The organism is Delftia sp. UME58 (assembly GCF_014170385.1).
GTDB lineage: Bacteria > Pseudomonadota > Gammaproteobacteria > Burkholderiales > Burkholderiaceae_C > Comamonas > Comamonas acidovorans.
In genome coordinates this window covers 40,443-55,742 of sequence record NZ_LZZV01000004.1, presented here as the reverse complement: position 1 = coordinate 55,742, position 15,300 = coordinate 40,443, and the positions used below count along the sequence as shown (strand labels likewise).

Genomic DNA, 15,300 nt, shown 5'->3' with positions numbered 1-15,300 from the left:
AGGTGTCTCAGGGCGACCGGCCTGCGCAGGCCTGGCTGTTTCCTGGCCAGGGCAGCCAGTATCCCGGCATGGGACGCGCGCTGTACGAGCAGGACGCCGACTACCGCAGCGTCTTCGATCGTTGTGCCGATGGGCTGGCTCCCCACCTGGGGCAGGATCTGCGCGGCATTCTGTACGGCCCGGTCGGCGTGGCCGTCGATGCCCAGGCACTGCGCCAGACCGAGCTGGCGCAGCCCGCGCTGTTCGCCGTGTCCTATGCCATGGCCAGCGCCGCGCTGGCCCGCGGCCTGGAGCCGGCGGCCTTGCTGGGGCACAGCCTGGGCGAGTACGTGGCAGCCTGCCTGGCCGGGGTCTTCTCGCTGGACGACGCCCTCGCCCTGGTGGCCGCGCGCGGCCGCATGATGCAGGCGCTGCCGCACGGTGCCATGCTGGCCGCGCCGCTCACCCAGGCTCAGGCGCGCGAACTGCTGGCCAGCCCGGCCCATGCCGGCATCGACCTGGCCGCCATCAACGCGCCGCAGCAGTGCGTGTTCGCCGGGCCGGTGCCGGCCATAGACCGGCTGCAGGCGGCGCTGGCGGATGCGGGCCAGGCCGCCATGCGGCTGGACACCTCGCATGCCTTCCACTCCGTATCGATGGAGGGCATGCAGCGCGCGTTCACCGACTTGTTCGATGGCATGGTGCTGCACCCTCCGCAGCGACGCTTCCTGTCCAATCTCACGGGTACCTGGATCACGGACGCCGAGGCCACGGACCCGGCGTATTGGGCGTGCCACCTGCGTGCGCCAGTGCGCTTTGCCGACGGCCTGAAGACCCTGCGCGCCGAGGGCATCGGTGTGCTGGCCGAATTCGGCCCGGGCAGGGTGCTGGGCAAGCTCGCTGGCGCCAATGGATGGGCTGCAGATGCGCTGGCGCCCTCGGCGCTGCAGCGCAGCGAGGGGTCCGCCGCCGAGCCTGCGCTGGATGCGCTGCATGCGCGGCTGTGGTGCCTGGGCGCTGCCTCGCGTCCGGGGCGCCTGCTGCCCGCAGCCGGCCGGCGCATTCCCCTGCCCGGATATGCCTTCGAACGCATCCGGCACTGGCCTGCCGAAGTGGCAGGCAAGCCGCATGCGCCAGCAGCCCCTTCGCTTTCCGCTGTTTCACCGGCCTCGCCTTTCCTGGGCGATGTCCGGGCCGCTCCGCCGAAGCTGCCCGACATGGCCGACTGGTTCCATGTGCCGGGCTGGCGCCGCGAGCCAGCTGCACAGGCCGCTGGCATTGCGGCACCCGCCACAGCCTCGCTGCGCTGGATGGTGGTGGGCGTACACCTGCCGGCCGGCGCCGCGCTGGCGCAGGCCCTGAGCGTGGCCGGCCAGCAGGTGCTTGCCGTCCGCGCCGGCCAGGCGTTTGCGCAGGCGGCGCCCGGCCATTTCACGATCGGTGCTGGAGATCACCAGGATTTCCGGCGTCTTCTGGATGCCTTGCCCGAGCATGCACGGCCGCAGCGCATCGTGCACCTGGAGGCCACACGCGGCGGCGCGCCGGACGATCTGTTGCGGCGCGGCTTCTTCGGCGTCCTGGGGCTGGCACGCGCCCTGGGCAGCGCGGTGCCGACCTGGCCGGTGCGGCTGGACATCGTGACCACCGGCGCAGCCGATGTGGACGGCGACGAGGCCCTGGCCGCGGGCGCGGCAACGCTGCTCGGCGCCGTCAAGGTGTTGCCGCTGGAGTATCCGAACCTCGATTGCCGCCTCATCGATGTCCGTGACCTGGACGGCCCGGGCGCAGGCGAGGCGCTCCAGGCGCTGGCTGCCGAGCTGCTGCGCACCGATCCGCTGGAGCAGGCCCCGCAGCAGCCCGTGGTCGCCCTCAGGCGCGGGCGGCGCTGGGTGCCGCAGTTCACGGCGCAGCGCCTGCCCGAGCCGCAGGCCGGCCAGGCGCGCTTCAGGCCTGCAGGCGTCTATGTGCTGACGGGCGGATTCGGCGGCATGGGCTCGGCGCTGGCGCGCGAGTTGGCCGGCAGTGGCGCGCATCTGGTGCTGCTGGGCCGGCATGTCGATGCATCCTTGGTCGCGCAGTTGCAATCGCGCGGCGCCCAGGTGCTGGCGCTGGCCTGCGATGTGTCGGACGCCAGAGCGCTGGGCGATGCCCTGGCCCGGGCCCGCAGCCGGTTTGGCCGCGTGGACGGCGTGCTGCATGCGGCCGGGGTGGCGGACCAGGGCGGGGTGGTGCACAACCGCGACGACGCCAGCATCGCCACGGCCATGGCAGCTAAGGTCCAGGGCGCCCTGGCGCTGGATGCGGCCCTGGCCGGACACGAGCCCGACTTCGTCGTGCTGTTCTCCTCGCTGGGCACGGTGGTGCCGGGCAGCAAGTTCGGCCAGATCGGCTATGCCGCCGCCAACGAGTTCCTGGCGCTGTTCGCCGCCGAGCGCACGGCGCGCCGTGGCGGATTCACGCAGGCCATCGACTGGGACGACTGGACCGAAGTGGGCATGACCGTCATGGCCCGCCAGCGCTGGGGCCTGCCCGCGCTGGCCGCCAGCGAGGGACTGACGCCCGCCGAAGGCGTGGCCGTGCTGCGGCGTGCCCTGGCCTCGCCCCATCCCCGCGTATCGGTTTGCGTGCGCGACCTGCCCTCCCTGCTGCGCCTGGCCGGGAGCGTCTGGACGGACGCGGCTGCGGCGCCCGCAGGCCTGCCCGCCAGCGGCGAGCCTGCACAGCCCCCGGAGCAGGGCGGCGAAGGCCCGGACACGCGGCAACGGCTGGCCGCAGTCTGGCGCGAGGTTCTGGGCGTGGCCGAGATCGGTGCGCAATCCCACTTCTTCGAACTGGGCGGCCATTCCCTGATTGCCATGCGCGTGCTGGCCTATGTGCGTGAGTACTTCGGCGTGGAGCTGGGCATCGCGGCGGTGTTCGAGCATCCGGTGCTCGGCGACTTGGCGGACTTTGTTGACGCGTGCCGGCCCATGGGCGGTACCGTGGAGGAATTCACCTTATGAAGAGTGCGAGCGACAGGGCAAGCGATCTGCTGGCCCGCCTGGCGCAGCTGGGCGTGACCGTGCAAGGCGAGGGCGGCGATCTGAAAGTGCGCGGCCCGGCAGGTGCCATTGACGGGCAGATGCGCGATGAGCTGCGCGCGCTCAAGCCGCAGCTGCTGGCCCTGCTGTCACGCAGCGGGCCCGCGCCGGTGGCCGCAGGAGCGGCTGCAGAGGTGGACCCCGACCGCGTGCCGCTGTCCTTCAACCAGCGCCGGCTCTGGTTCCTGGACCGGCTGGAGGGCGGTGGCAGCGCCTTCATCATGGCCGCCTGTTTCGAGCTCGACGGCCCTTTGGACCTTGAGGCCCTGCAGCAGGCGCTGACGGTGCTGGTGGAGCGCCACGAGCTGCTGCGCAGCGTCATCGTGGACGAGGCCGCCGAGCCGGTGCTGCGCATCGGCGCTGCCACGGCCGTGCGCCTTCAGCCAGAGGCCGTGGACGATGCCTCACCCCGGGGCCTGGCCGAGCTGATGGCGCAGCAGGCGCGCCAGCCCTTCGATCTGACGCAGGCGCCCCCCTTGCGGCTGCGCCTGTTCGCACTGGAGCCGCAGCGCCACGTGCTGGCCCTGTCGCTGCACCACATTGCCGGGGATTTCTGGTCCATGGGGCTGCTGCTGGCCGAACTCGGCCAGCTGTATGGCGCGGCCTGCCGGGGCCTGCCGTCGCCGCTGCAACCGCTGCCCCTGCGCTACCCCGACTACTCGGCCTGGCAGCGCGCCATGCTGGACGAGGCGCGGCTGGCGCCGCAACTGGCCTTCTGGCAGGCGCAACTGCAGGGCGCACCCACCCAGCTGGCGATGCCGCTGGACAGGCCCCGGCCCGCAGAGCGCGGCGCCAGTGGCGCCCACCATCACTTTCGCATCTCGCCGGAGGGCACCCAGGCGCTGCAGGAGGCGTCAGCACGCGCAGGCGTCACGCCCTTCATGGCGCTGCTGGCCGCCTATGCCGCCGTGCTGGGGCGCTGGACCGGCCAGGACGAGATCGTCATCGGCTGCCCGGTGGCCCACCGGGACACGCCGCAGACGCAGGGACTGGTCGGTTTCTTCATCGACACGCTGCCGCTGCGCATCGACCTGCGCGACGACCCCCGACCGGCCGAGCTGCTGCAGCGCGTTCGCCGCACCTGCCTGCAGGCATTCGAGCACCAGGACCTGCCGTTCGAGCGCATCGTGCAGGCCGTGCGGCCCGAGCGGGCGCTCAACCGCGCGCCCCTGTTCCAGACCATGTTCGTGCAGCAGACCGCTGGTGCAGCCGTGCTGGCGATGCAGGGGCTGGCCGTGCGGCCGCTGCCCGTGCCAGCGGCGGCACCCGAGCTGGACCTGAACCTGTCGGCGCGCCTGGACGGCGAAGCCTTCGCCTGCGACATGGAGTACGACGCCGACCTGTTCGACCCGGCCACCGTGGCTGCGCTGTGCGCGCAGTTTGCGCATGTGGCGGGGCAGTGGGCGTGCGGCCTTGCACTGTCCCGGCTGGCACTGGCCCCGCAGGCCTGCGCCGTGGCGCCCGCACCGGCCATGGCCGAGGGCGTTGCGCCGGCATCCGTACCCGCGCTGATAGCCCGCGCTGCCGATCGCTGGCCGCAGCGCATGGCCGTGCAGGCGGATGGCGCGGCACTTTCGCTGCGCGAGCTTGTGTGCCAGGCCGACGCACTGGCCGGGCGACTGCGCGGCGCGGGTGCCAGGCCCGGCGACCTGATCGGCCTGGGCCTGGGCAACTGCCTGGCCCTGCCGGTGGCCATGCTGGCGGCCTGGCGCTGTGGCTGTGCCTATGCCGTACTCAGCCTGGCGAGGCCGCTGGCACAGCGCGCGACCATGATGGAGGCGGCCGGCGTGCGCCTGGTCATTACCGCGTCTGCGGCGGAGCAGTGGCCTTCGCATACGGTGCTGGTGGCGCCGGACCTGGTGGCAGAGCCTGCCGGCAGCGCCGCGCAGCAGCCCTGGCTCGCAGACCCCGCGCAACGGGCCTATGTCTGCTTCACCTCGGGATCGACCGGCGCCCCGAAGGGCGTGGTCGTGAGCCATGCCAACCTGGCCCACCATGCGGCGGCGGTGGCGCGTGAGTTCGGCCTGTGCGAGACCGATCGCGTGCTGCAGTTCGCGGCCCCCGATTTCGATGTGGCTGCCGAGGAGATCTTTCCCACGCTGGCCTGCGGTGCCTGCGTGGTGCTGCGGGCACAGAACAGTCTTGACAGCCTGGAGGCTTTCCAGGCCCAGGTGGCAGGCGCGCGGCTGACCGTGCTCAATCTGCCGTCCGCGTTCTGGCACGAGTGGGTGGGCATGCTGCAGGCGTCGGGCACGGCTGTTCCGCCCGACCTGCGGTTGGTGGTCACGGGCAGCGACCGCGTTTTCGTGCGCAGCTTGCGCCAGTGGCAGGCGCTGTGCCGCCATCCTGTGGCCCTGCTCAGCGGCTATGGCCCGACGGAGGCCACCATTTCGGCCGCGTTCTTCGACCCCGCGCACGACGTGCTGCCGCTGGGGGCCGAGATCCTGCCGCTGGGCCATGCGCTGCAGGGCGTGCAACTGGCCGTGGTGGACGGCGCCGGGCAGGCCTTGCCTGCCGGGGCCATCGGCGAAATCGTCATCGGCGGCGGTGGTGTGGCGCAGGGGTATCTGCAACAGGACGAGGCCACACAGGCCGCGTTTCGCGCCTGCGCCGCACTGGGCGGGGCGCGCGCCTATTGGAGCGGCGACCTGGCGAGGCGGCGTGCCGACGGTGCGCTGGAGTTCCTGGGCCGGCGCGATGCGCAGGTGAAGATCCGGGGATTTCGCATCGAGCCCGCCGAGGTGGAGGCCGCCCTCATGGCCCATCCCTGCGTGCGCGAGGCTGCCGTGGTGCTGGCGCACGATGGCGCAGGCCAGCCGGTGATGCTCGCGGTGGTTGCGGGACAGGCCGATGCGGCGGCGCTGCGCAGCTGGCTGTCCGAGCGGCTTGCGCCCTACATGGTGCCTGGCGTGTGCCGCGTGCTGGAGAGCCTGCCCCATACGGCTTCGGGCAAGATCGACCGGCGCGCGCTGGCGGGGCTGGCCCTCCAGTCGCCGCCGCAGCTGCCTGTGGGGGACGGCACGGCCCAGCCTTGCAGCCCGCTGGAAGCGACCCTGGCCAGGCTCTTTGCCGAGGTGATGAACCTTGCGCAGGTGGGCGTCACCGACAACGTCTTCGACCTGGGTGTGGACTCCATCCGCTGCCTGCAGATCGTCTCGCGTGCGCGCCGCCAGGGCCTGGACCTGGTGGTGCGCGACATCTTCCGCGCCCAGACCGTGCGTGCCCTGGCCGGGGAGATCGCCCTGCGGTCGCGGGCCGCGCCGACGGTACCGGTGGCGGAGGCCGGGGCACCGTTGTCACCGACCCCCATCCAGGCCTGGTTCCTGGAGCATGCAGGGGCAGGGGCCGCTCACTACAACCAGGCGGCCGTGCTGCGCGTGCCCCCGCAGTTGCCGGCCGAAACGCTGGAGCGGGCGCTGGCGGGCGTGGTGGCATGCCACGAGATGCTGCGCCTGCGGGTGGACGCGCAAGGCGGGCTGGATATTGCCCCCATGGCGCCCGGGCCTGTGCTGGACGTGGTCTGCCTGGAGGGCCTGGCGCCGGCAGAGGCACAGCAGCGCCGGGCCGAAGCCTTTGCCGCGGCCCAGCGCGCCATGGACCCGGCGTCCGGCCGCATGGTGCGTGGCGTGCTGCTGCCCGGCACGGGCCGGCTGATGCTGGCCATTCACCACCTGGCGGTGGATGCCTACTCCTGGTCGGTACTGCTGGAGGACCTGGCCCTGGCCTGCGCACAGGTGTCGCGCGGCGAGCCCGTGCGACTGCCCGCGCCCACCAGTTCCTATGCGCGCTGGGCGCACCGGCTGGGCGAACTGGCCGCCGGGCCCGAGGCGGCTGCGCAGGCGCAGGCGTTGCAACAGGCGTTCAGCCAGGTGGGCGCGACCGTGTTGCCTCGCCAGACGCCAGCCGGTTGCGTGGGCCAGGCCCAGACCCTGGCCTTCGAACTGGACGAGGAGACGACGCAGGCCCTGGTCCACGAGGTGCCGCGTGCCTTTGCCGCCCGCGTGGACGAGGCTTTGCTCGCCGCCCTGGTTCTGGGAGGCGTGCGGCTGGGGGTGGACGGACCCTGGCGGCTGGATCTGGAGCGCAACGGACGCGCCGACCTCTTCGAGGAGCTGGACCTGTCTCGCACCGTCGGTTGGTTCACGGCGCTGCAGCGCGTGGGCATCGAGCCAGCCCACGGCGCCGCCGATGCCGCGGCGGTGGTGGCACAGGTTGCCGCTCAGGTGCGCGGCGCCGCATGGCAGGGACTGGCGCTGGGGCTGCTGCGCTACCGCTCGCCCGACGGCGCCGTGCGCGCCGGTCTGGCCGCGCTGCCTGAACCGGAACTGCTGCTGAACTACCTGGGCCGCATGGATGGCGCCCCTGCCGGGGACGAGACCATCGCCCCGGTGGATGAGGCGGCGGGCCCTGCGCAGGCCCCCGGCCTGGCGCGCAGCCATGTGATCGAACTCAATGCGGGGCTCTGGAATGGCCGGCTGCGCGGGGAGCTGAGCTTTCCGGCAGGGGAGCCGAACCGCGAGCGCATCGCCCACTGGCTGGACGAGGTGAAGGCCGTGCTGGCCGAGATCGCCAGTGCCGCGCGTGAGGGCCGTGGAGCATGTGCTGCCCCGGCCGGGCAGGTGCCGCAGGCCGTTCCTCGCAGCCGTGCCCCGGTGGCCGTGCTGGCGCTCACGCCCCTGCAGCACGGCCTGCTCTACCACAGTCTGCGTGCACCCGATGACCAGGTCTACTTCGATCAATTGACACTGACCCTGCAGGGTCCGCTGGACCCGGCAGCGCTGCGCCGTGCCTGGGAGGCTGTGGTGGCACGCCATGGCGTGCTGCGTACCAGCTTCCAATGGGACGATGGCGAGGCCATGCAGCATGTGCATGCCCACGTGGAGCTGCCCTGGCAGCACGACGACTGGCGCACCATGGATGCGGCCGCGCAGCCTGCCGCCCTGTCGGCACTGCTGGCGCAGGACCGGGCCCGGGGCTTCGACCTGCGCCGCGCACCCCTGATGCGCCTGCATCTGCTGCACACGGCAGAAGACCGCCATGAGCTGTTGTGGAGCGCCCACCACCTGCTGCTGGACGGGTGGTCGGTCTCGGTGGTGATGGACGAGGTCTTCCGCCTGTACGGCCAGGCCCTGGGCGATGGCACGCCAGCGCTGCCGCGCGCGCCCGATTTCGCCGACTGCGTGCGCTGGCACCAGCGGCGCGACGTGCAGGCCGACCAGGCCTTCTGGCGCCAGGCGTTGCAGGGCCTGCACGAGCCCACCTCGCTGGCCTTTCTGCGCCAGGCCGGGGAGCCTGTCGAGCCTGAGGCTCCGGACCCGATCGAATGCCTGCTGTCGCCCGCCACCAGCAGCGCCCTGGCCGCGCTGGCCCGCGCCGCGCGTGCCACGCCCGGCATCGTGCTGCAGGCCGCCTGGGCGCTGCTGCTGTCGTGCCACAGCGGCAGCCGCGACCTGGTGTTCGGTGTCACCGTGTCGGGGCGCTCTCCCGACATCGCTGACGTGGAGCAAATGGTCGGCATGCTGATCGCCACGGTGCCGGCGCGTGTGCGTGTGGCTGCCGGCATGCCGCTGCTCTCGTGGCTGTCCGCGCTGCAGCAGGACCACCTGGAGCGCGAGCAGCATGCGGCCGCATCGCTGGCGGAAATCCGCCAGGCTTCGGAACTGGAGCCAGGCTGCGATCTGTTCCAGTCCCTGGTTCTGGTGCAGAACTATCCTGCGCCCGATGCGCTGCAGGCCGGTGGTCTGCGCCTGGCCGCAGTCGCCAGCCATGAGCGCACGAACTTCCTGCTCACCCTGGCCTGCATGCAAGGCGCGCACGGATGGCACCTGGCACTGCACCGCGATCGCGAGCAGGTGCCGGCTGCGGCAGCGCGCCGCCTGCTGTCGCACCTCGATGCGCTGCTTGCCGCCATGGCGGCGCAGCCCGGCCAGGCTCTGGGCTCGCTGCTGCAGCTCGCGCCCGAGCAGGCGCGCGATGCCCTGGAGGCCGGCACCGGCCCTGCCGAGACCATGGACGAGCGCTTTCTGGTGGACTGGATCGACCACTGGGCGCAGCACACGCCCGGCGCCACGGCCCTGGAAGGGCCGCACGGCCGCATGGACTATGCGCAACTGGCGAGGCTGTCGCGCCAGGCGGCCTGCTCGCTGTCTGCCCTGGGCGCAGGGCAAGAAACCCGTGTGGCCCTGTGCCTGGGCCGCTCGCCCGTCTGCCTGGCGGCAATTGCCGCAATCCTGCGCGCGGGCGCAGCCTTTGTGCCCATCGACCCTGCGCTGCCGGCGCAGCGCCAGCGCTTCATGCTGGAGGACAGCGGCGCAGTGCTGGTGCTGGCCGATGCCGCGCTGCCCGTGGCGGAGGAGGTGGGTTTGCGCTGCCTCACGCCGGAGCAGTTGTTCGGCACCATGTCGCCAGCCGAGGCTGCCCAGGCCACTGTGCTTGCCCAACCGCAGGCCTCGTCCTCGGCCTATGTGATCTATACGTCCGGCTCCACGGGCACGCCCAAGGGCGTGGTCAATACGCGGGCGGGCATGCGCGCCCTGGCCCATGCCCAGCAGCGCGTGTTCGCGCTGGATGGAAGCGATCGCGTGCTGCAGTTCGCCTCGCTGTCCTTTGACGCCTCCGTCTGGGAGATGACCATGGCCTGGCGCCATGGGGCGGCGCTGCTGGTGCCTGCCCCGGACATGGCAAGGGCTGGGCCGCAGCTGCAGGCCTTTGTGCGGCGCCATGGCATCACCGCCGCAACGCTGCCGCCCACGGTGCTGTTCACCCTGGATGCGGCCTCGCTTGATGCGCTGCGCCTGCTGGTGGTGGCCGGCGAGGCCTGTGCACCGGAGTTGGCGCTGCGGTGGTCGGTGGGCCGGCGCTTTTTCAATGCCTATGGCCCGACCGAGGCTTCGGTGGCGGTCAGCGTACAGGAGGGCGTGCAACGCGCTGACCGGCTGCCCATTGGACGGCCGCTGCCGAACATGCAGCTGCATGTGCTGGACGAGGACATGCGCCTGCTGCCCCCGGGGGCGCCGGGGGAGCTGTACATCGGCGGTGCAGGGCTGGCGCGGGGCTACCTGGGGCGTCCCGGGCTGACGGCGGCCAGCTTTGTGCAGGATCCGTTCGGCGACCCCGGCGAGCGGCTGTACCGCACGGGCGACCGGGGCTGGCGCCTGGCCGATGGGCGCGTGCACTTTGCAGGCCGCAACGACCACCAGGTCAAGCTGCGCGGCCTGCGCATCGAGCTGGGCGAAATCGAGGCTGCGCTGGCCACCCACCCGGGCGTGGAGGCCGCAGCGGTGCTGGTCATTGCGCACGGCGAGGCCGATCACCGGCTGACGGCCTTCGTGGGGGCCGCGCACCCCGTCGGCGCCGAGGCGTTGCGCGCGTACCTGGCGCCCCGCCTGCCTGCGCACATGGTTCCCGCCTATTTCGTGGAGCTGAACCAGCTCCCGCTCACCCACAGCGGCAAGATCGACCGCCAGGCACTGGGCCGGCAACTGGCGGCGCAGCCGGCCCGGCCGTCTTCGCCAGCGCCTGCAGCCGATGCCGCTGCAGGCGACGCCTGCGCGCGGCTGGCGGCGGTCTGGGCCCAGGTGCTGGGCGTTGCCGAGGTGGGGCCGCACCAGAGCTTCTTCGAGCTGGGCGGGGACTCCATTCTTGCCATCCAGGTGGTTGCGCGGGCCAACCGGCAGGGGCTGGCCATCACGCTGGCGCAGCTGATGGACCCGGCCTCGCAGACGGTGGCCGCTCTCGTGGCGCTGCTGGATCAGGACGGAGGGCCGGTGGTGCTGCCCCGCGCCACCGAGGACGTTGCGGGCGATGGCCGCGTGCCGCTCACGCCCATCCAGCGCTGGTTCCTGGCGCTGGAGGCTCCGCAGCGCCAGCACTACAACCAGAGTTTCCTGTTGACCGTGCCTGCCGACCTCGCGCCCGAGCGGCTGCAGGCCGCGCTGGCGCTGCTGCTGCAGCGCCATGATGCGCTGCGCCTGCGCTATCGCCGCGAGGACGGCGGCTGGGTGCAGACGCTGGCCGATGGCCTTGTGCCGCCTGCGGTCCCGCTGCTGCAGGTGGTGGCATCGCCCCCTGGCGAAACGCCGGCCGCCTGGCGCGAGCGGCTGCAGGCCGCCGCCGTGGCCAACCAGGAGCGGCTGGACTTGCAGGCGGGCCCGCTGATGCACGCGGCTCTGTACCTTCCCCCGGGCCAGGAGGAGGCGCCAACTCAGGCACAGGCACGCCTGCACCTGGTCGTTCACCACCTGGCCATCGACGCCGTGTCCTGGCGCGTGCTGCTGGACGATCTGGCCGAGGCCTGCCGCCTTGGCCGCATTGCCAGGCCGCCTGGCGCGTCCTTCAGCCATTGGGCGGCAGCCGTGTCGCGCCATGCGGCATCGCAGTCGGCGCGTGCCGAGCTGCCGTACTGGCTGGCCCAGTCTGGCGACGCCTGCCTGCCGCTGGCGCGTGGCGCCGGGGCGGCCTCCACGGTGGGCGGAGCCGTCACCCTCGGCGTGCAGTTGTCCGTGGACGAGACTGGCGCCTTGCTGCGCGAGGCGCCACGGGTCCATGGTGCCTCCATGCAGGAACTGCTGCTGGCGGCGCTGGCCTCGGCCCTGGCCGGTCGCGTCCAGGGCCGTTGCATCGGTGTGGCGCTGGAGTCGCATGGCCGCGATGTGGTGCTTGAAGGCCTGGAGGTGGGCTCCACCGTGGGGTGGTTCACGGCACTGGCTCCCCTGGCACTGCCGCTGCCACGGTCGTTGCCTGACGCCCCGCCTGCGGACGGCGCTGCGGGCCCGTCCGCGCTGTCTGCACTTGCGGTCGTGCGTGAGGCGCTGCGCGCCATGCCGCGGCGCGGCTTCGGCTATGGCGTGCTCAGCCAGCTTTCGCCCGAGCCGGCCGTGCGCCAGGCCCTGGCCGCGCAGGCCCGGCCCGGCATCGCCTTCAACTACCTGGGGCAATGGGATACGGCCTGGCCCGAAGGAGAGGGCCTGCGCCCGGCTCCGGAGCGCGATGGCCCGGGCTTCGCGGCGAGCACGCCGCGTGCCTTCCCGCTGGAAGTCAATGCCATGGTGGCGGGCGGGCGGCTGGCGCTGGACCTCACCTACGATCCCCGGGACCTGGAGGAAGGCTGGATTGCGGCGCTGGCCGCCGACATGCAGGCCTGGCTGGTGCACGCGGCGGCCAGTGCGCGGCAAGCCGGTCCTGTACAGGCAGGCGGCGCACAGGCCAGCCCGTCCTTGCGCGCGCCAGCCTTGCCCTCGCATGGCCTGGGGCCGCAGCAGGACGCCATGCTGTCCCACGCCCTGGCCTGCCCGGGATCGTCCGCCTATGTGGTGCAACTGGGGGCCAGCCTGCCTGCGACGCTGGACGTGCCCGCTTTCATGGCTGCCTGGAACGCCGCCGTGGCTCGCCATGCGGCGCTGCGCGCCTGTTTCTCTGTGGACGCAGCAGACGGGTCGGGGCGCCAGCATGTGGACGACAGCCTCACCGCCGCGCCCTGGCGCACCGAGGACTGGTCTGCCTGGACACCCGCCGATGCACAGGTCGCATACGATGCACTGCGCGAGATCGAGCAGGCGCGCGGCTTCGATCTTGCGTGCGCCCCGCTGATGCGCTTTGCGCTCGCCCGCATGCCGGACGGCGGCTGGCGCTTTTGCTGGACCTACCATCACCTGCTGGTCGATGGCTGGTCGATGCCGATTTTGATGGCCGATGTGCAGGCTGCCTATGCGGGCCGCTTGCCCGGCGCGGCGGCGCCCGACACTCCAGCGCCCGACGTGCGGCGCTTCCTCGACTGGCTGGGTGCGCAGGATGCGGGCAGCGCGCAGGCCTTCTGGAAGAATGAACTGGCGGGCCTGGCGCCCTCGCGCTGGCCTGCTGCCGAGGCAGCCGTGGCCAGCGGACGTTCCCGCCAGGTGCACCGGGTGCTGGCAGCCGGGACGGGCGCCAGCGTGGCTGCCTTTGCCCGCCGCCACCGCCTGTCGGTGCCCAGCGTGGCCCTGCTGGCGTGGGCGCTGGTGCTGGCGCGGCACATGGAGCGCGACGACCTGGCCTTTGGCGTCACCTCGGCCCTGCGTCCCGCCGAACTCGAGGGTGCCGAGGCCATGGTGGGCGCCATGTTGGCCACACCGCCGCTGCGCGTGAGGCTGGACCGGGCGCAGGGCTTTGCCGCCGCCTGCCAGCAGTTGCAGCGCCGGCGCATGCAGGCGTCCGGTCATGCCTGGCTGGCGCCGCGGGCTATCGCATCGGCCGCCGGGCTGGCCGCTGCCGATGACCTGTTCGGCACGGCGCTGCGCATCCAGAACTACCCGCTGGGCGAGCTGGGCAGCGACAGCGCCGCCCTGGCTTTTCACGATGTGGACATCCGTGACGCCTGGCACCACCCGTTCAACCTGGAAGTCATGCCCGGCGACGATTTTCGCCTGCTGGCGGTGCACGACGCGCTCAAGGTCGCCCCGGCCGTGGCCGACGCCCTGCTGGAGTGCATGGCGCACCTGCTGGAGACGCTGGACCAGGACCGGCCGCTGACCTATTGGCTTGAGGAGACACATGGCTGACGCAACACCGCTTTATCTGCGCGAGGACGTGGTGGCCGTGCCACGGTTCGCGGGCTGGTATGCCTGGTCCTTTCTGATTTCGCCCGCCACGGCGGCCCTGTACCTGGCCAACCGCTACGTGCGCATCATGGAGTCCTATCTGGAGGCGCCCGAGCTGCATGCCCAGGCCGTGGCCAATGCCGCCATGCGCGGAGGCCCCTTCATGGACTGGCCGGCCGAGCGCCGCGGGGACATCCAGGCCCTGCTGGACGAGACGCGCCAGCGCCATGCCGGGCTGCTGTCGTTTGCTGCCGACCTGGGGCAGTGCTGGGAGTTGCTCAAGACCCAGGCCGACGGGCATTCGATGGCGCAGCTGTATCCGCGCCTTCCCGATTCGGTGCGCGGCTATGCGGAGCTCGTGTACTCGCTGACCGGCGCACCGGACCTGCGCCTGATCGAGGCGCTGCTCTACCGCAGCCCGCTGTATGACACCTCGGCTCAGAGCACGCTGGTGATGCGCGGCGGCGATGTGCGGCCCTTTGCCCTGGGCACGCCGCAGCTCGAACGTGACGGGGCGGTCGCCCTGCAGATACCGTATGCCAGCCCCGCCAACGACATGCTGGCAGCGCTGCGGAACGCACCGCGCCCCTTCGACGCCATCGCCGAGTCGCTCGGGCTGGAGGGCGCTCGGGCCGATCGCTTCCACGCCTTGCTGACCGGCACGCCACCGGCCCGGCGCGGTGGGGACCTGGCGGACACGGCGCCGGTGGGCAGTGCGCGCTGGCGGTATTTCGGCCATGCCTGCGTGCTGGTCGAGACGCCAGGTGGGCGCAGCGTGCTGATCGATCCCCTGGTGCCTGCCGGTGGCAGCGCGGGCCAGACACCGCGCTTCACGCTGGCCGACCTGCCGCAGCGCATCGACTGCGTGGCGCTGACGCACAACCACCAGGACCATGTGCAGCTGGAGACCTTGCTGGCCCTGCGCTCGCGCATCGGTCGGGTTCTGGTGCCAGCCGGCGGGGGAGGCAGTCTTGCCGACCCCTCGCTCAAGCTCGCACTGCAGGCGGCGGGCTTTGCCGATGTGCAGGAAATCGGCCCGCTGGAGGTTTTCAGCGAGGGCGACCTGACGGTCACCGCCCTGCCTTTCCTGGGCGAGCATGCCGACCTGGACATTCGCACCAAGGCCGCCTGGCTGGTGGATGCCGCCGGCAGCCGCCTGCTGTTCGCGGCGGACTCCAACAATCTGGAGCCTCGCCTGTACGAGCACCTGCGCCCCGTGGTGGGCTCGCTGCAGGCCCTGTTCATCGGCATGGAGTGCGAGGGCGCGCCCCTGAGCTGGCTGTACGGTCCGCTGCTGCCGGCACCGCTGGACCGCGCACGCGACCAGTCGCGCCGGCTCGACGGCTCGGACTACCGTCGCGCCATGGGCCTGCTGCGCATGCTGCAGTGCGAGCAGGTCTTCGTCTATGCACTGGGGCTGGAGCCGTGGCTGTCGTTCATCACCAGCATCGAGTTCGACCCGGAGTCGGCCGCCATGCGCTCCGTGCGCTCCCTGCTGGCCGCCTGCGAGGATCTGGGCATCCCGGCCGAGCGCCTCTACGGAAAAGCCGAAGGCTGAGGCCCCGAATGCACCCCGTTCGCAGTCCCCTGACCCCCTCCTGCGCCCCCGGCCAGGGCGCGGCGCGCAGGGTTGACTGTTCCCTGTGTTTCACGAATGATTCCGGTGT

General features: G+C 72.2%; 3 protein-coding genes (1 of these 3 cut by a window edge). All 3 read left to right on the top strand.

What is annotated here, in order from left to right:
• Tightly spaced (each overlapping or abutting the next), the 3 genes in view from A9976_RS00830 to A9976_RS00820 form a layout consistent with a single transcriptional unit that may run on beyond the window.
• Positions 1–2,981 carry the 3' portion of a non-ribosomal peptide synthetase/type I polyketide synthase gene (locus A9976_RS00830; protein ID WP_183017410.1) on the top strand. It extends 8,083 nt beyond the left edge of the window, so only the last 2,981 of its 11,064 coding nucleotides appear in the window; its start codon lies off the left edge, out of view; the stop codon is at positions 2,979–2,981.
• Positions 2,978–13,594 carry a non-ribosomal peptide synthetase gene (locus tag A9976_RS00825; RefSeq protein WP_183017409.1) on the top strand — a complete coding sequence of 3,539 codons (10,617 nt, stop codon included), beginning with the start codon at positions 2,978–2,980 and terminating at the stop codon, positions 13,592–13,594. Before A9976_RS00830 ends, A9976_RS00825 begins: the two co-directional genes overlap by 4 nt.
• Positions 13,587–15,191, top strand: coding sequence for an MBL fold metallo-hydrolase (locus tag A9976_RS00820; RefSeq protein ID WP_183017408.1), 1,605 nt, complete (start codon positions 13,587–13,589; stop codon positions 15,189–15,191). The genes A9976_RS00825 and A9976_RS00820 overlap by 8 nt, the downstream gene beginning before the upstream one ends.
• Positions 15,192–15,300 lie beyond the last annotated feature (109 nt).